We start from the raw sequence: 17,563 nt of genomic DNA, 5'->3' as shown, positions 1-17,563 counted from the left end.
TCAAACGTTTACAGAGGGTGGGCCGCGTAGGTACCTAAGCCCGATCGTTCCGGACGGCACAAACCGCTGGTAGGCAGCGACTGTTCTGTCAAGGCAACGAAGCGTCGGCTCGGAGTGGTCGGGCCAAATGGTAAAAGCGGCATAAGGGGCAAACGTAAAGTCACAGACCGAGCAGTGCTCCAACGACGCGTGGGTGTGGGTGATGCTCGCCTTGCTATAGGCTTTGTGTTCGCAATGCCGTTCCCGTACCTTTTCCTGGTAGTCAGCCCATCCGTGCCACGACTGCACCGTCAGGGCTGTAAGCAGCACCGACGCGAATAAGACCTGCAGGAACCGAAGGCGGGTTTTCATGCGACAAAGATACGCATCACCACAACAAAGCGGGCCTTAGACCCGCTTTGTTTTTTTGCAATCAGCGTTTCGAGATCAGGTGATCCACGCTGTATTTCCCGGCGCCTGTAAAAAACAGGGCGATATACACGATGAAATAGGGGAAGCCGGGGTTGAACCAAAGGCCGCCATCTTCAATATGATAGATTTCGCCGCCGATAACGGCAAAGATGTAGAACGAACAGATGAGAAGCGGGATGAGCGCCAGGCGGGTCAGGAATCCGGCCATAATCAGCAGGCTGCAGAAGAATTCGGCAAAAATCACCAGGTTGAGCACGGGTGCGCCAGACAATCCAAGGAAAGAGACTTTATTGATCCAGAAATCGTCTTTGAGGTTTTCACTGTATTTGGTGATTTTCTGGTAGCCGGCCGCCGCCATCGAAGCGCCGAACATCAGCCGGATAAGAAGCAGTCCGAGGTCGAGGCTAAAAGACTGCGCAGACATAAATTTTTTCATGTGGCTCGTTTTAAAGTTGGTAGTCAAATATATAGAATAAAAAAGTCTGTTGCGGCAAAAAAGAGAAGCCCCACGGGGAGTAGGGCTTTTACTTGCAGTGGATCTTCTTTATACGAGTCGGTGCGCCACTAAATACTCCGCAATCTGAACCGCGTTCGTGGCGGCACCTTTGCGAAGGTTATCGGCCACAATCCACATGTTTAGTGTGTTGGGCTGGGTTTCGTCGCGACGGATCCGGCCCACGAATACCTCGTCTTTTTGGTGTGCGTACAACGGCATCGGATAGACGAAGTTGGCGATATCGTCCTGCACGACAACGCCTGGTGTTTTGGATAGGATGTCACGCACTTCCGCTACCTCGAAGTCATTTGAAAATTCGACGTTCACCGCTTCCGAGTGACCACCAACCGTCGGGATGCGCACGGTGGTAGCCGTCACGCGGATGGTATCATCTGAAAGAATTTTTTTCGTTTCCCGCGTCATTTTCATTTCTTCCTTCGTATAACCGTTGTCTTCGAAGACGTCGATTTGCGGGATGGCATTGCGATGGATGGGATACTTATACGCCATTTCGCCCTCAATGCCGGCATATTCATTCTCAAGTTGGCGAACCGCTTTCACGCCGGTGCCGGTGACCGATTGGTAGGTCGAAACGACAATACGCTCGATATTGTATTTTTTATGGAGTGGCGCCAGGGCCAACACCATCTGTATGGTCGAACAGTTCGGATTTGCGATGATTTTGTCGGTTGGCGTCAACTGATCGCCGTTGATTTCCGGAACCACCAGTTTTTTGGTCGGGTCCATCCGCCACGCAGACGAGTTGTCGATAACCGTAGTGCCGGCTTCCGCGAATTTCGGCGCCCATTCAAGGGACGTACCGCCGCCGGCCGAAAACAAGGCGATGTCGGCCTTCCGATCGATCGCTTCCTGCATCCCGACGACTTTATAGGTTTTTCCCTGGAAGGCAATTTCCTTCCCAATCGATTTTTCGGATGCAACCGGAATCAGCTCCGTCACCGGGAAATTCCGTTCTGCCAACACTTTCAACATGGTTTCACCCACCATTCCGGTGGCGCCAACGACCGCAACTTTCATAAAGGTTTGTTTTGGGTGCAAAAGTACGGAAAAAGCGAAAAGGATGTGTGGGGGGAGTGATGGGGTAGCTGAGTAACTGAGTAACTGGGTAACTGAGTAACTGAGGAACGGAGAAGGGGAGGGAATTACCAATTGCAAAAAAGCGGCATGAAAGTTTAGAGTTTGCATGGAGCAGACGGCAAGTACGACACATTTTGGGTAGTACTTTTTCTACTCATTTCGGAACGAAGGTCGAAGTCGAGTGTCATTCTCAGTTCCTCAGTTCCTCAGTTCCTTCTTCCCAAAAAAATACCCCGCTCATCACGGGGTTTAGAATATATAATGTAGCGGGCTTTCTATTTTTTGAGCAAGTCGCGGATTTCAGCCAACAGCTTTTCTTCATTCGAAGGGGCTGGAGGTGCGGCCGGTGCGGCTTCCTCTTTTTTACGGGTGCGTTCAACGCCGCGAAGCACTACAAAAATAAAGAAGGAAATAATAACGAAGTTGATGATCGCCTGCACGAAGTTGCCATAGGTAATGACCGCAGCGCCGGCTTTTTTCGCCGCGTCCAGGTTTTCGTAGTGGTTGCCGTCAAGCGTGATGAACTTTTTGGTGAAATCGATCCCACCCGTAATCAGTCCGACAATCGGCATAATGATGTCATCAACGGCTGAACTTACGATCTTGCCAAAAGCGGCGCCAATGACCACCGCGGTGGCGAGGCTCAGCACGTCGCCCTTCATGAGCGAGGCTTTGAAATCTTTAAAAAATCCCATAATAGAGTGTTTTGGTTAGGTACTAATGTACAAAAAAAGAAAATCTTCGTAATCTTTTTCCTTATTCCCGATAAAAAACACGTTTTACCCGTTGAGAGATACCGACGAGTATTTCGTACGGAATCGTATGTAGTTTCTCCGCCATTTCCACCACCGTCGGACGTTCGCCAAACACCATCACCGGATCGCCTTCGCGGCAATCGATTCCGGTGGCATCCACCATCAGCATGTCCATACACACTGATCCGATGATCGGAGCCCGCATGCCATTCAGTACCACATAGCCCAGGCCATTGCCCCATGCGCGGCGTATGCCATCGGCGTATCCGATCGGAATCGTCGCGACCGTCGTTTCACGCGGTGCCCGGAAGCGGCGTCCGTAGCCCACACTGTCCCCCGTGGGGATGGTCCGTAATTGGGAAACGACCGATTTCAGCGTGCCCACATTTTCCAGGAATTTCTGTTCCGAAGGATCGTTCGATATGCCGTAAAGCCCGATGCCCAGTCGCACCATGTCGTACTGCGCCTCCGGAAAATGACGGATGCCCGAAGTATTGAGGATGTGACGTATCGGTTGGATGTCGAGCGCGCGCATCATGTCAGACGATAAGCGGTCGAACAGCGCAATCTGCCCCAAAGCGAATTCCCGGTGGGCGGGATCATCGCTGGTGGCCATATGTGAGAGGAGGGAGGTCACCCGTAATTCCGGACTACCCGACAATTCCTCGATTAGCGCCGGGATGTCATCGGCCGAAAAGCCCAACCGGTGCATGCCCGTGTCGATCTTGATGTGGATCGGATACCTTTCAAGTGTAAACTCGCGGGCCAGGTCCCGAAACGCCCGAAGTCCTTTGAAACTATAGATTTCCGGTTCGAGCCCGTTTTGGATAATCGAGGCGAAACTGGTGGTTTCAGGGTTCATCACCATGATTGGAAGTGCAATTCCCGCCGACTTCAGCGCGATTCCTTCATCCGCGAAAGCGACACCCAAATAATCGACTTTATAATGTTCGAGAAGTTTCGCGATCTCGAAGCCGCCGTTGCCGTAGCCGAATGCTTTGACCATCACCATCAACCGGGTAGACGGCGCCAGTTTCGCACGAAAGAAATTCAGGTTGTGGCCGAGGGCATTCAAGTTGATTTCCAACACCGTTTCATGCGTTTTTTCCTCCAGCAGCCGCACGATCTTTTCAAAGGAAAACGACCGCGCGCCCTTGACCAGCAGGGTTTCATCCGCGAAAGCGTTACGATCGAACCGCGCGATGAAAGCCTCGGTGGTCTCGTACATTTCCGCTTTGGGAAACAGTGGTGCATACGTCGAAATCACAGGCCCGATGCCGATTACCCGGGTGATATGATTCGATTTTATTAACGCCGACAAACGTTCATATAACGTGTCGTTGTCGAGTCCGCTCTGGACGATATCGGAAAGGATGACCGTCTTCTTGTGATGCTGTTTCTGGCTTTCGAGAAAGTCGAAGGCGATGCGCAGCGATTCGAAGTCCGAGCTGTAACTGTCGTCGATGAGGATGGTGTTGTGGATGCCATCCTTGACCTGCAGCCGCATTTCAACCGGATACAATTGGGCCAACCGCGATCGTATGACCGCCGGATCGTAGCCAAGGTACAGCAATGTCGCCAGGCAATGCACGGCGTTTTCGACCGAAGCATCATCAAGGAAAGGAATACCGACCTCGAAGGAACGGTTGTCGAATACGACAGACAGGTGGGTGTGCACGCCATCGGTCTTTCGTTGAATTTGTATGTCAGCCGGCTCCGTTTCACTCCAACTCAGGGTTTTGACCCGCTCAGGAAGACAACGGTTAACTAGCGGATGCCGTCGGTAGATGAGGACGTCGCACTCCTGGAAAAGCCGCATCTTCTCACGGATTTTCTCCTCGGTGGAGGTAAAACCTTCGTCGTGGGCCGATCCAATATTAGTGAAAATCCCGATGTTAGGTTTCAGGATGGACTGTAATCGCGCCATTTCGCCCACGGTCGATATGCCCGCTTCGAAAATGCCCAACGTGTGCCGTTCGTTGATGGCCAGAACCGAAAGCGGGACGCCCACCTGCGAGTTGTAGCTTTTGGGTGAACGGATGATATGGTAATCCGGACTCAACACGAAATTGAGCCACTCTTTGACGATGGTTTTGCCGTTGCTGCCCGTAATGCCGATCACAGGAAAATGGAACTGCGCGCGGTACCAGGCCGCGAATCGTTGCAGCGCGTCACGCGTATCCGGAACGATTAGGAAAACAGCTCCGTCTTTGTAGCCTTTGGGAATGTGCGACACGACAAAATGCCGTACGCCTTTCATGATGAGCTCAGGGATGAAATCGTGTGCATCATGATGCGGCCCCACCAGGGCAAAGAAAAGGGTATCCGGACCGTTTTGCAGCGAGCGGCTGTCAATCGATACGTGCCGGACGGTACCTTCCGGTTGCCCACTGACGGCGGCACCCAAAAGTTCGGCGGTGGCTACAAATGACGGGTGCATCACGTCCTGGATTTCGAACCGGGCGCTTCTTTCTCGTTCCGCATGGCGTTGAAGAAAGCGGCACGGCTAAGGGGTTCGTATTCTTCGGTTTCACCGAGCATCACCAGTTGGTCGCTATCGGCTTTCCGGAAACTATAGTTGGCGAGGTTGCCGGTGCGGGTGCACACAGCGTGTACTTTCGTAACATACTCGGCTGTAGCCATCAGTGCCGGCATGGGGCCGAAGGGGTTGCCTTTGAAGTCCATGTCGAGTCCGGCCACGATAACCCGTATGCCTGAATTTGCGAGGTCGTTGCAGACCGCTACGATCTCGTCGTCAAAGAACTGTGCTTCGTCAATACCGACCACATCGCAACCTTGTGCCAGAATGGCAATATTGGCCGCGGCGGGCACCGGTGTCGATCGGATTTCGTTGCTGTCGTGCGAGACCACCATCTCGTCATGGTAGCGCGTGTCGATGGCAGGCTTGAAGATTTCGACCTTTTGGCGGGCAAATTGCGCGCGCTTCAGGCGACGGATGAGTTCTTCGGTTTTCCCCGAAAACATCGAGCCGCAGATGACTTCGATCCATCCGAATTGCTCCTTGTGGTTGACGGTATTTTCGAGAAACATTTTTCGTTTTTTCTGTCCCGGAACAGGATAGATTTTTTTACTTTGTGACAGAAACAAATGTATTAAAAAAGGTACGCCTTCTCTACCGATATTCCAAAAGTTATGAAAAAAAAGCTCGAAGCCGAACTCATCAGTATTGCACACCGGATCCTCCAGATGAAGAACAAATCGGACCTTGACCAGTTATATGTCGAGACCCGTCGACTGTATGAGAAATTGGCGGTGATGCGGTTTGTGGAGGCGCATTTCGACGGCACAAAGCCTACACTCGGGCGTGCCGACGTCGAGGCGTTGATCGATGAGGAGGTAGAGCCGACCGCGTTTGACACCGCCGATATGACAGAACCGGCAGCGGCTGCTGTTTCGGAATCCGCAACCGAAGTGGTGCCGGAAACTGCGCCGGAAGTTGCAGCGGAAGAAACCGTTTCGGAACCTGAAGAAGGGATAGAGGAAGAGGAACCTGTTGCGGAAGCGGAGGAAGCTGTTGCCGAAGAAGAAACGGTTGAAGAAGCACCCGAATCGCCCGAACCGGAAGAAGCGGTCGCAGAGCCGGAAGAAACCACCGTTGAACCAGAGCCGGTGGCCGAAGTGCCGCAAGACGACCCGGAACCCGCACCAAAACCAGTGCAGGCTTCGTTTGAAGATTTGTTGATGCACCACTACGACGAGCCGGTGTTTGTGAAAGCGGGCGAACAAGATACAAAAGAGGAAGTGGCCCTCGAAGTTCCGGAAACGCCACTGCAGCCTGAATCGGTGGAAGAAGTGGCCTTTGCCCTGGCCGGAACACCGGAGCCGGAAGTGCGCTCGATACCGGACCCTGAAAAATTTGAAGCGCCCAAACCCTCGCCTTTGGCCGACACCGGCAAGGCTATCGTCATCGGCCTGAACGACCGAATCGGTTTTGAGAAAAACCTGTTTGGCGGAAGCAGCGAAGACCTGAACCGCGTACTTTCCCAACTCAACACCCTCGCCACCTTTGAAGAAGCCCAGCAGTTCATTGAACAAATGGTGAAGCCTGACTATAACAACTGGACCGGCAAAGAGGACTACGAACAGCGGTTCCTCGAAGTCGTCGAGCGTAAATTTAGTTAATGTCTTCCGGAACGCTCTTTATCGTACCCACGCCTATCGGCAACCTTGAAGACATGACCTTTCGCGCCATTAAGGTGTTGAAAGAGGCCGATCTCATCCTTGCCGAAGATACCCGCAACAGCGGTCGCCTGCTCAAGCATTTCGAAATCGAAACGCCCATGCAGTCGCACCACATGCACAACGAACACAAAACGACCGAGGGGCTGGTGGCCCGTCTCAAAGGCGGACAATCCATCGCGCTGATTTCGGATGCCGGAACGCCCGCTATTTCCGATCCCGGGTTTTTCCTGACACGTGCCGCTATCGAAAATGGCATCCGGGTGGAATGCCTGCCCGGCGCCACCGCTTTTGTGCCTGCCCTCGTCAACAGCGGACTACCCAATGACCGTTTCCTCTTTGAAGGCTTCCTACCCGATAAAAAAGGACGACAAACCCGCTTTTTGGCTTTGGCGACTGAAACCCGTACGATGGTATTTTATGTGTCGCCCCATAAACTAGTGAAGACGTTAGCGGAGTTTGTACAGTATTTTGGTGCCGACCGACCGGTTTCAGTTTCGCGCGAGCTGTCGAAATTGCACGAAGAAACGGTTCGCGGCACGGCGGCTGAGGTGCTGGCCCATTTCACGGCCCGTCCGCCGAAGGGCGAGATCGTGGTGGTGGTCGGCGGAGCCATTTCCGGAAAAGACGCGGAAAAACCGTAATTCCGTCCCCTCAAAACCTCCTATTTTTGCATGACGTATTCCTTACACGCCATGCCAGCACCTATGAGATGGACCCTTATCCCGAAACCCGACGCTACGCAGGTCAGCGAATTGGCGTCGGCACTGAATGTGACCGAACTCGTTGCGCGCCTTCTGGTACAGCGCGGTATCACGACCTTTGACCAAGCAAAGGATTTTTTCCGACCGACCCTTGAATCGCTTCACGATCCGTACCTGATGAAGGATATGGACAAAGCGGTGGCAAGAGTGGAACGGGCCATCGAAAACAGCGAACGCATCCTGGTGTTCGGCGATTACGATGTGGATGGCACGACGTCGGTGGCGCTGGTCTCGACGTATCTTCATTCTATTTATGACAAGGTCGACACCTATATCCCAGACCGCTATGACGAAGGCTATGGCGTGTCGTTCAAAGGCATCGATTATGCCGATGACAACGGTATTACATTGATCATCGCACTCGACTGCGGCGTCAAATCGGTCGCGCATGTGGCGTATGCCAAAGAAAAAGGTATCGATTTCATTATCTGCGACCACCACCGCCCGGGGCCTGAACTTCCGGATGCTGTGGCGGTACTCGACCCAAAGCGCGATGACTGTACCTATCCGTACGACGAGTTGTGCGGCTGTGGCGTAGGGTTCAAACTGGTACAGGCACTTGGCGCTAACCGACAGCAGGGACTGCTGGATTTGTATCCGTATCTCGATTTGGTGGCGACGGCGATTGCGGCCGACATTGTGCCCATTACGGGCGAAAACCGGGTATTGGCGTACTATGGGTTGAAAGTGATGAATAGCCATCCGCGTCCGGGACTCAAAGCGTTGTTGTTCCAAACCCGGAAGAGTGTCATTGATATTTCGGATGTCGTGTTCATCGTGGCACCGCGGATCAATGCGGCGGGGCGTATCCGACATGGCCAGCATGCCGTCACCTTATTATGCGAGACCGATTTCAATCAGGCGCTGGAATACGCGAAGGAAATCGAACAGTACAATGCCGACCGAAAGGATCTCGATAAAGCCATCACCCAACAGGCACTGTGGCAGATTGAGGAAAAGGGGGAGCAAGACCGCTATACGACCGTCGTGTTTCAGGAAGACTGGCACAAAGGGGTAATTGGGATCGTCGCGTCGCGGCTGATCGAAACCTATTACCGACCCACGTTGGTGTTTACGAAAAGTGGTGACAAGTATGCAGCTTCGGCCCGTTCTGTGTCGGGTTTCGACGTATACAATGCCCTTGAGACATGCGCCGAGCACCTCGAGCAATTTGGCGGGCACATGTATGCGGCCGGCATGACATTGCAGCCGGAGAAGTACCAGGATTTCAAGGATGCCTTTGAGGAAACGGTAAAAAATACATTACCGGAGGCTTTGAGAGTACCTGAGATAACCGTCGATGCCGAAGTGGCCTTTACGGATTTGGACGCGAAGACCCGCCGCATCCTAAAGATGTTCGAACCCTTCGGCCCGGGAAACCGAATGCCGGTATTCTTATCTCGTAACGTGCATGATACCGGATATGCCAAGCGCATCGGCCAAAACGGGGAACACCTGAAGATGTTCGTGCGGCAGGTCGATTCCGACGGCATCGGGGCCATCGCCTTTGGTTTAGGAGACCGCCTGGAACAGGTAGCGAACAGGCGCCCTTTTTCCACTATTTTTTGTTTGGAAGAGAATGAATGGAACGGCGAAATTACGCCCCAGTTGCGCATGAAAGATATCCGGCAAAATTTCTAAGCATAGTTATTTAGAATGAATTTAAATAGCTATCTTTGGGATATGGATAGCATCGCACCTCTGTATATCAATGATATCGGAATTGTTTTTTATTGGAAGCGAGAGGGCAAGCTCTTATCGCACCGGATGCAATTGGTGTTTCGCGATACCGGATTTTACCTGACGGAAGAAGAACTGGTTTCGTTCGGCGGACATATACGCGACGCCCTCAACAACGGCTGCAAAGGTTGCCCGGCGGGATGCCAGCAAAAAAGGCGGTTGACTACGCCCTATCCCCAAATAGAATTGGCAGTTTCCGGTTTAGAATTGCAATTGTTGGACGATTTGGTGGAAGGCGCCTTATTCCGTCTTCGCCTGCTTGACTTTGTAAACGGGGCTGGCCGGAATTAACCGGCGAAGGTGTTTAGTTGGAAGTCGGTTCCGTCAAATACACCATAGGTGAAATACCCAATCCAATCACCTAAGTTCACATATCGCGATTTTTCTCCTAACGAAATCACCATGGGTAGATGGCGGTGGCCGAAAACCAGGTAATCATAGTGTTGGGTTTCAAGTTTACGACGGCTATATTGTACTAACCATTCCTTATCCTCACCCAGGAAACGAACGTCAGCCTCGCCCGAGATCAGTTTGTTCTTGACCGACAGGTACTGCGCAAGACGCACTCCCAAATCCGGATGCAGCCAGCGGAACAGCCATTTCGAAAAAGGGTTCGTGAATACCTTTTTCATCCGCTTATAACCCTTGTCTCCGGGTCCTTTTCCATCCCCATGACCTACCAGAAAACGCTGTTCGCCGAGTTGATAGACCTGATTGTCATGAAACACGGGTATGTTAAGTTCATTTTGGAAGTAATCGTGCATCCAGAGATCGTGGTTGCCGACGAAAAAATGAATGATGACACCACTGTCGCGCAGTTCCGCCAGTTTGCCCAAAACCCGTACAAATCCTTTCGGGACCACGGTGCGATACTCAAACCAAAAATCAAAGAGATCTCCTACCAAAAACAGTACCTCCGCATCTTTTTTGATGGTATCGAGCCAGGCCACAAACCGGTCTTCACGCGGTCGGCTTTCCGCGGGCGTGGGAGCGCCAAAGTGCTGGTCGGAGGCGAAATACGCTTTCTTTCCGTCAAGTAGGGAAAAGCTGGTCATTGCCGTCAAAGATAATAAAAATACGAAGAGAGGAAAGGTTGGGATTTGTAACGAAATCGCGGCTTTTTAGCGAAATGTTACATAAAATCGCAATTTTACACATTTTGTGAAATAACCAAAGATTAAGATTTTCTTGGCAAAATTCCTTATTTTTGAAACTATACCTTTTTTTGACAAAGGATTACCATTTTTAAACCTCAATTGCATGAAAAAAATTACTTTATTGCTGCTGATGCTGTGGAGTTGTGTCAACTACGCCCAGCTCAACGAAGACTTTGAAAGTGCGTTCCCGCCCACGGGTTGGACCACCAGCAGCGTAGTGGGAGCCTCATTCGCATGGGAGTGGTCTCCCGCCGCTATTACAGCCTGCAGCGGCACAAAAGGTGCCTACATCAATAATGAAAATATTGGCCTGGGTAATACCGAACAAGACTGGTTGATTACCAATCAGGTGACAATGCCGACTGACGGACAACTCCGTTTTCTCGTGCGCCAATTCCAAATCGGTGATTCAAATACAAAGTTTCGGGTGATGATTACCACCGGGGCTCAAACCGATTACGCATCCTACCAACTTGCTAAGTCCTGGACCGAAGCGGAGCTAAACGACTTTGATGACGGTGATGTGACAGATTGCGATCTTCGTACGGTCGAATTCAACAGCGTGTTTTTCGGTCAACAGGTTTATATCGCCTTCGTCCGCGAGTATACGCAACCTACACCGGCGCGTACCGGTGAGCGTTTCCTCATCGACAACGTCAACCTTGTGCAGCAGTGCCAACCTGTGACGGATATTACGGTAGGTGCCGCCTCGTGTTCCGGCGCACCTATCGGATGGACGGCACCTGCCGGACAAAATAATTTCCAGGTGTTGGTGATCCCGGAAGGCAATCCAATAAATGATGCATTGGCAGTATCGGTAACGGGCACAACCTACACACCTACGACGTTGTCGCCCAGCACCGTGTATTCTATTTACGTGCGTACCGATTGCGGCGACAATAATTTCAGCGGATGGGTAGGGCCTCTCAATTTTACCACCATCCCAGCGGGATCGCTTTGTGACTGCCCAATTCCCATTACTACGTGCCCAGCCCAGTTTTCGGGCAGCACGCAGGACTACGGCGACGATTTCGATACCATCCAGTCGCCCGCAGCCGGATCGCTCTGTGGAGCCGTGCCTGCGACTACCAATTACATGGCGGGGCCTGAAGTGGTTTATTCCTATACGGCCACCTCAAACGGTACGATCAACCTTTGGATGGATCCGGTTCAGAATAACTCGGGTATATTCGTATACTCCAGTTGTGCCAACATCGGTGTGAATTGTATAGCGGGTGCCGCGAATAATAATGGAACTCCCCGCACCTTCAATTTTGATGTGACAGCCGGCACTACGTATTATATAGTTATCTCTTCGACTGCAGCCGTTACCAACGTAGCATACGATCTTGTGCTGCAGTGTGTTTCCTGCGCCACGACTACTCCTATCTCAGGTGGTACTGCTGGTGCTATAACGTCGAATTCCGCCGAATTATCATGGGCTGCGGGTGCGACGGCGTTAGGTGCCTACACCTCGTGGAATGTCGTCACACAACCTGCCTCTTCACCGGTTCCGACAGGTGGGGGCGTTGTTGCCAACACGAACACGAACTTCCCGGTTTCTGGTCTTACCGGAGGTGTAGCCTACGAATTTTGGGTGCAGGGAATTTGCCCTGACGGCAGCGGAAATACGTCTATCTGGTATGGGCCATTTCCTTTTACGACGCCTCTTTGTAACGATGCTGATAAATGTACCTATACCTTCCGTATGACCGACTCGGCCAATAACGGCTGGAACGGCGCAAGGATGCAAATCATACAGAACAACGCGGTGTTAGCCACTATCGGCTCTACGTACAATGCGGGCGCAGGACCTGTGGACGTAGCGGTTCAACTTTGTCCGGGCCAGCCGTTCAGCGTTTTCTGGAACACAGCGGGAACGCAACCGCAGCAGTGTATCCTGACCATCCTGAACTCGGCTGGGCAGGCCATCTTCCTGAAGCCGGCAGGTGTGAGCGGAGTCAACCAAACGGTATATTCCGGTGTGACAAGCGCTACGTGCTCGGCGACTACCTGTGATACTTTCCCTCTCAACCTAACGGTTAGCAATATCACCACCAATGGCGCTCAAATCAACTGGAGTGCGCCAGGAACCGATACATGGGATATTTTCGTCGGGCCAGGCGGTGGACCGGCACCTGACGATGCAACCGTACCAACGTACGATGACATTACGTCCAATCCGTTTACGACAATTGTGCCGCTGACGCCCGATACCCCTTATCAGGTCTGTGTTCGCGTACAATGCGACTTCACAACGCCGGATTGGGTTTGTACCAACTTTACAACGCTTCCCACCTGTCCGAAACCAACCACTCCGACGGTTACCAATATCACACTGAACTCGGCTGATTTTGGATGGACACCGGGAACACCAACCGATTCGCAATGGGAGATCCTGATTATTCCAGGATGGCCGAATGCACCGGCACCTCCGGGTGTGAACCCTGCCGAGGGCACCATCTATCCGGTAAGTGCTGCGCAGGTCGGAGCACCTCCAGGACCTTATACATTTAATATTGGAGGCCTGACTCAGGCTACGATTTATTATTACTATATCCGTACCGTATGTCCGGGTGATGATAAGAGTACGTGGGCTGGCCCGATTATTTTCAACACCATCACCTGCGACGCTGCGGACAAGTGTACTTACAAATTCGTTTTGACCGATTTAGGTGCCAACGGATGGAACGGCGCACGCCTTCAAGTTCGACAGAATGGCATTCCAATCACACCGCTGATAGGGGGTACCATAAACGGCGCCGGTCCCACAACGGTAAATATTTCGCTTTGCGACGACATTCCATTCGACGTATTTTGGCAAACTGCCGGAACTGCGCCGGATGAAATTGGATTTACAGTACAGAATCCGTTCACGGATATTATCTATACCTATGCGCCCGGAACCGGAACACCCGGAACTGTAATTTGGAACTCGGTAACGGAATGTGATCCGCCGACGTGTCCGAAGCCCACGGCGCTCAACCTAAACATCGCGGCCACTACCCAAACCACGGCCGAACTCACCTGGACGCCGGGTGGCTCGGAGACTCAATGGGAAGTATATGTGGTGCCGGTTGGAGGGCCTCTCCCGGTGAACGGACAGCCTTTGGCCGATCCGACCAACACCACTGACAACTATTATGTAGCGAATGCGCCACTACCATTTACGGCAACAGGTCTGCTTCCGGGAACGAACTACATCTATTATGTGCGCGCTATATGCTCGGGTTCGGATGTCAGTACCTGGACGATACTTAATCCAAAAACTTTCACCACCAAACCTGTGAACGACGAGTGTACGGCGGCTATCAACGTACCGGTCAATCCTACACGTCAATGCGTCGACGATGTGTCGGGCAGTACGGTGGGCGCCACCCAGTCGTCTCAGCCGGTGGGTTGTCCTGGACAAGAGGATGACGACGTATGGTATATGTTTACGGCTACGAATGATATCCACATCATTACCCTTAGCAATGTAGTAGGCGGCGGCGGCGACGTCAACCACACCGTATATGCGCTGACCGGGCCGGACTGTTCAACTATGACGCAATTGTATTGTTCAACACCGAACGTGAGTATCGCTAACGGACTTATCCCTAATAATGTCTACTACATCCGTGTCTACAGTAATGCCAACACACAGGCCAACGCCCTGACGACGTTCGATCTTTGTATTACTACGCCACCGGACATAACCAATGACGACTGCAGCACTGCCATCGTCGCTGCCGTTAACCCGAGTTTTGAATGTGTAACTACTACACCGGGAACGGTCACAGGCGCAACCGCTTCGACAGGTGGGTTTACAAATGGTTGCGCGGGTTCTGAGGATGATGATGTATGGTTCCAGTTTACGGCAAACGGTGCCAAGCAGATTATTACTTTAGAGAATATACAGGGTACTTCCACAAATGTCAACTTCCAGGTGTTTTCAACGACCACGGATTGTAGCACTCTTACTTCCCTGGGATGTTTTACGGAAAATCAGGCAGTGCTTAACAACACAACGGAAGGCGCAGTCTATTTTATAAGACTATGGTCGGAGGAGAACACGTTACAGGACATCCTGTTCGATATTTGTATAGGAAACGTTCCTCCCCCTATTTATACGAGTGTAACAGACTATACAATCACGGAACTAGTGGAAGAAGTTTTTATTGATTCCGACTGCGCCTTGATTTCAAATATTACGTCATCTCCGGCAGGGGTAGGATATTTCAGCAAAGCCAACTCTGATTTCGCCTTAGCAGAGGGTATCATCCTAACTTCAGGGAATGTTTTAGACGCCCCAGGGCCTGAAACGGGTACCCAAAGTTTTGATAATGGAAATCCGGCGGATGCCGATCTCACCGCGCTGATTAACGAGGTAGATCCGGATGGTGGAATTAGTTCGAATGTCGCCAGACTCGAGTTCGACTTTACTCCGATTACCGATTACATTTTCTTCGACTTCATCTTCGCTTCCGATGAATACGGCACCTTCCAGTGTAGTTTTAGTGATTTCTTCGCGTTCTTTCTTACCAATACGGTAACTGGCGAGACGATCAACATGGCAGTGGTTCCAGGAACGGATGATCCTGTCTGTACATTTACCGTCAGGGATAATATTTTCAATAATAGCTGCTCGTCGGAAAATATTGATTGGTTTGATCATTTGTACGACGATTTTCTGCCGGGAGGTACGCCCACTATTGTTTCTATGACGGATTTCCGTGGTATCACAAAGAAGATGATTGCAGAAGCTAATGTAACCCCCGGCGTATTGTACCATATGAAAATTGTACTAGGGGATGACGGGGGATTCGGAGGTTTCGATACGGCATTCGATTCTGCCGTATTTATTCAGGACTTTCAGATTGGAAATGTTGATTTAGGTCTTGACCTTACGGTAGAAAACGGCAACGCGATTTGTGTGGGGGATGAGTATACCATCCAAAGCGGATTGGATCCGGCACAGTATACCTTTGAGTGGTATAATGGAACCGAACTGATTACGGGCGAAACCCAACCCAATCTTACCGTGACAGAGGCTGGGGACTATACCGTAAAGGCCCAGTTCAATAATACCACTTGTAGCGCAACCGACACCGTAACCATCGAGTACTACCAGGACGCATTGCCAGGAACACCTGACGACCTGGTAATCTGTACGGCTTCCAGCTCCGCTTTGTTCGACCTTACAGTGAACACAGATAACATCATGGCGCCGTTCACTCCGGGTACTCATACGATTGGTTACTTCCTGACAGAGGAACACGCAAGTGAAAACGTTACCGATATTGATGACCCGGCAGCTTTTTCAGGCACTAACGGACAGGTAATCTGGGTGCGTGTCTCTAACACCGCTACAGAATGTAAACAGTTGATATCGTTTACCCTGACCGTACAGGACCTGACGCCGCAGTTTACAATTGACGGAAAATTGGCGATTTGTCCAGACGAGTCGACAACGCTTACGGTGCAGCCGGTTGCGGGTAATTTCGACCCGACATTAGTGACGTATGTTTGGACAGGCCCTTCCGGCACACTTCTCGATACAGGCCAGTCCATTACGGTAGTAGGTGCAGCGGGCTACGGCTCGTACTCGGTATTGGTCAACAATGAGGGCTGTACCACGACCCAGACATTCGACGTTATAGAGAATACAGACGAGTGGGCAGTATCCGTTAATGCGCCTGCAACCCTTTGTCCGTCTGAATCGGCTACCATCACGGTAAGCATTAGTAATAACACGAACGGCGATCCGGTACAATACACCTACACGACGCCGGGAGGTACACCTGTGGTGAGTGCCAGTAACTCGTTTGTCATTACGGGTCCTGGTAATTACAATGTGAACGTAAACATCTTAGGATGCGACACGGATTATCCATTTACGGTAGGGGCGTCGACGCCGGCATGGGCCGTAAGTGTTACAGGTAACACACCGCTGTGTCCGGATGAAACCGGCACGGTGACCGCTAGCGTGACCAATCCACCTGCCGGAGCTACGATCACGTATACGTTCACACGTCCAAACGGTGGCGATGTCACCAACACAACCGGTATATTGCCGGTTGACGAAGCGGGCGATTATACGGTAAGCGTGGATATTTATGGATGTCCGTCTACACCGCAACCATTTGCGATCGCGGAGGGCGCTATAGACTACACGGTATCGTTTGTCGGAGAGCCGTATACGATATGCGACAACCAGAGTGTATTGGTTTCATTCACAGCCAATAATTTCGACATCAACGATCCGCTGGTGAGCTTCACGTGGTCTCGACCAGATGGGACAACCGCCACGGGCGCCACGATCAGTGCCGATCAGGTAGGAACCTATCAGTTGACCATCGAGCGTTTGGGCTGTCAGGCAGGACCATTCCCGGTTAACGTCGGCGAGAACAACACGACCGTAACCATTGGAAGCGACAACAGTTGTGAGAACAATGTGTTCCTGATTCGGGCCATTCCGGTGAACAACTCATTTGATCCGGCTACTGCCACATTTGAGTGGACGGGCACCGCACCGTTCCAACCGGGTATCGAACCATGGATTATCAAGGTAACGGAAGGAGGAACGTACACAGTTACTGTAACAACCCCTGACGGATGTAAATCGGTGCAACCGATTACCGAGAATTTCATCGCCTGCGGCATCCAGCGTGGTATTTCTCCGAACGGGGATGGTAAGAACGACACGTTTGATCTGAGTGGTTATAACGTCAAGAAGTTGACGATTTTCAATCGTTACGGCACCCAGGTGTATGAGTATTTGAACTACACCAACCAGTGGGATGGTCATTCTGCTGGGGGCGAGACGCTTCCTTCGGCTACGTATTTTTATGTTATAGAGACGGCGGAAGGCGACCAGCTGACGGGCTGGATTTACATCAACAGATAAACGGCAACCTAAATTCAGGCCTGCCCTTCGGGGCAGGCTATAAATTACCATAC

General features: G+C 51.6%; 12 protein-coding genes. 5 read left to right on the top strand and 7 right to left on the bottom strand.

From position 1 onward, the window contains the following. The 6 genes from MKO97_RS02060 to MKO97_RS02035 all read right to left on the bottom strand — a co-directional run bounded on the left by MKO97_RS02060 (position 1) and on the right by MKO97_RS02035 (position 5,811). Positions 1-351 carry a hypothetical protein gene (locus MKO97_RS02060; RefSeq protein WP_241104413.1) on the bottom strand — a complete coding sequence of 117 codons (351 nt, stop codon included), beginning with the start codon at positions 349-351 and terminating at the stop codon, positions 1-3. Positions 352-412: 61 nt separating this feature from the next. Beyond that, a complete protein-coding gene (locus tag MKO97_RS02055) occupies positions 413-847 on the bottom strand; it encodes a DoxX family protein (RefSeq protein ID WP_241104412.1) in 435 nt (144 codons plus the stop codon). Between the two features lie 108 nt (positions 848-955). Further along, the gene (locus MKO97_RS02050) at positions 956-1,945 is read right to left on the bottom strand and encodes an aspartate-semialdehyde dehydrogenase (RefSeq protein WP_241104411.1); all 990 of its coding nucleotides are present in this window, start codon (positions 1,943-1,945) and stop codon (positions 956-958) included. Positions 1,946-2,280: 335 nt separating this feature from the next. After that, positions 2,281-2,700 carry a large conductance mechanosensitive channel protein MscL gene (gene mscL / locus MKO97_RS02045; protein ID WP_241104410.1) on the bottom strand — a complete coding sequence of 140 codons (420 nt, stop codon included), beginning with the start codon at positions 2,698-2,700 and terminating at the stop codon, positions 2,281-2,283. A gap of 61 nt (positions 2,701-2,761) precedes the next feature. Further along, a complete protein-coding gene (locus MKO97_RS02040; RefSeq protein ID WP_241104409.1) occupies positions 2,762-5,200 on the bottom strand; it encodes a bifunctional UDP-N-acetylmuramoyl-tripeptide:D-alanyl-D-alanine ligase/alanine racemase in 2,439 nt (812 codons plus the stop codon). Further along, positions 5,200-5,811: a thymidine kinase gene (locus MKO97_RS02035; RefSeq protein WP_241104408.1), complete on the bottom strand. Its 612-nt coding sequence runs from the start codon at positions 5,809-5,811 to the stop codon at positions 5,200-5,202. Before MKO97_RS02035 ends, MKO97_RS02040 begins: the two co-directional genes overlap by 1 nt. Positions 5,812-5,913: 102 nt before the next feature. Here MKO97_RS02035 and MKO97_RS02030 point away from each other — a divergent pair, with 102 nt between their 5' ends. The 4 genes from MKO97_RS02030 to MKO97_RS02015 all read left to right on the top strand — a co-directional run bounded on the left by MKO97_RS02030 (position 5,914) and on the right by MKO97_RS02015 (position 9,755). After that, the gene (locus MKO97_RS02030) at positions 5,914-6,903 is read left to right on the top strand and encodes a hypothetical protein (RefSeq protein ID WP_241104407.1); all 990 of its coding nucleotides are present in this window, start codon (positions 5,914-5,916) and stop codon (positions 6,901-6,903) included. Then, on the top strand, positions 6,903-7,604 hold the full coding sequence (rsmI, locus tag MKO97_RS02025) for a 16S rRNA (cytidine(1402)-2'-O)-methyltransferase (RefSeq protein WP_241104406.1): 702 nt from the start codon (positions 6,903-6,905) through the stop codon (positions 7,602-7,604). The genes MKO97_RS02030 and rsmI overlap by 1 nt, the downstream gene beginning before the upstream one ends. A 63-nt stretch (positions 7,605-7,667) precedes the next feature. Then, positions 7,668-9,365 (top strand): single-stranded-DNA-specific exonuclease RecJ, encoded by a 1,698-nt coding sequence (gene recJ, locus MKO97_RS02020; protein WP_241105486.1) that lies wholly within the window; start codon positions 7,668-7,670, stop codon positions 9,363-9,365. Positions 9,366-9,407: 42 nt separating this feature from the next. Next, on the top strand, positions 9,408-9,755 hold the full coding sequence (locus MKO97_RS02015; RefSeq protein ID WP_241104405.1) for a hypothetical protein: 348 nt from the start codon (positions 9,408-9,410) through the stop codon (positions 9,753-9,755). On the opposite strand, the gene MKO97_RS02010 is transcribed toward MKO97_RS02015, so the two are convergent. Next, positions 9,752-10,519 (bottom strand): UDP-2,3-diacylglucosamine diphosphatase, encoded by a 768-nt coding sequence (locus MKO97_RS02010; protein WP_241104404.1) that lies wholly within the window; start codon positions 10,517-10,519, stop codon positions 9,752-9,754. The genes MKO97_RS02015 and MKO97_RS02010 overlap by 4 nt on opposite strands. 205 nt (positions 10,520-10,724) lie before the next feature. On the opposite strand from MKO97_RS02010, the gene MKO97_RS02005 reads away from it, so the two are divergent. After that, positions 10,725-17,510: a choice-of-anchor L domain-containing protein gene (locus tag MKO97_RS02005; RefSeq protein ID WP_241104403.1), complete on the top strand. Its 6,786-nt coding sequence runs from the start codon at positions 10,725-10,727 to the stop codon at positions 17,508-17,510. Positions 17,511-17,563 lie beyond the last annotated feature (53 nt).

The sequence above is a fragment of the Flavobacterium sp. HJ-32-4 genome (genome assembly GCF_022532105.1).
Taxonomy (GTDB): domain Bacteria; phylum Bacteroidota; class Bacteroidia; order Flavobacteriales; family Flavobacteriaceae; genus Flavobacterium.
Note: the sequence above shows the minus strand (reverse complement) of the source record. Positions and strands in the feature narration are given on the sequence as shown.

Excerpts from the sequence above, each read along its gene's own strand:
- MKO97_RS02060 (WP_241104413.1), bottom strand. The coding sequence starts at position 351 with ATGAAAACCCGCCTTCGGTTCCTGCAGGTCTTATTCGCGTCGGTGCTG.
- MKO97_RS02055 (WP_241104412.1), bottom strand. The coding sequence starts at position 847 with ATGAAAAAATTTATGTCTGCGCAGTCTTTTAGCCTCGACCTCGGACTG.
- MKO97_RS02050 (WP_241104411.1), bottom strand. The coding sequence starts at position 1,945 with ATGAAAGTTGCGGTCGTTGGCGCCACCGGAATGGTGGGTGAAACCATG.
- mscL (WP_241104410.1), bottom strand. The coding sequence starts at position 2,700 with ATGGGATTTTTTAAAGATTTCAAAGCCTCGCTCATGAAGGGCGACGTG.
- MKO97_RS02040 (WP_241104409.1), bottom strand. The coding sequence starts at position 5,200 with ATGCACCCGTCATTTGTAGCCACCGCCGAACTTTTGGGTGCCGCCGTC.
- MKO97_RS02035 (WP_241104408.1), bottom strand. The coding sequence starts at position 5,811 with ATGTTTCTCGAAAATACCGTCAACCACAAGGAGCAATTCGGATGGATC.
- MKO97_RS02030 (WP_241104407.1), top strand. The coding sequence starts at position 5,914 with ATGAAAAAAAAGCTCGAAGCCGAACTCATCAGTATTGCACACCGGATC.
- rsmI (WP_241104406.1), top strand. The coding sequence starts at position 6,903 with ATGTCTTCCGGAACGCTCTTTATCGTACCCACGCCTATCGGCAACCTT.
- recJ (WP_241105486.1), top strand. The coding sequence starts at position 7,668 with ATGAGATGGACCCTTATCCCGAAACCCGACGCTACGCAGGTCAGCGAA.
- MKO97_RS02015 (WP_241104405.1), top strand. The coding sequence starts at position 9,408 with ATGGATAGCATCGCACCTCTGTATATCAATGATATCGGAATTGTTTTT.
- MKO97_RS02010 (WP_241104404.1), bottom strand. The coding sequence starts at position 10,519 with ATGACCAGCTTTTCCCTACTTGACGGAAAGAAAGCGTATTTCGCCTCC.
- MKO97_RS02005 (WP_241104403.1), top strand. The coding sequence starts at position 10,725 with ATGAAAAAAATTACTTTATTGCTGCTGATGCTGTGGAGTTGTGTCAAC.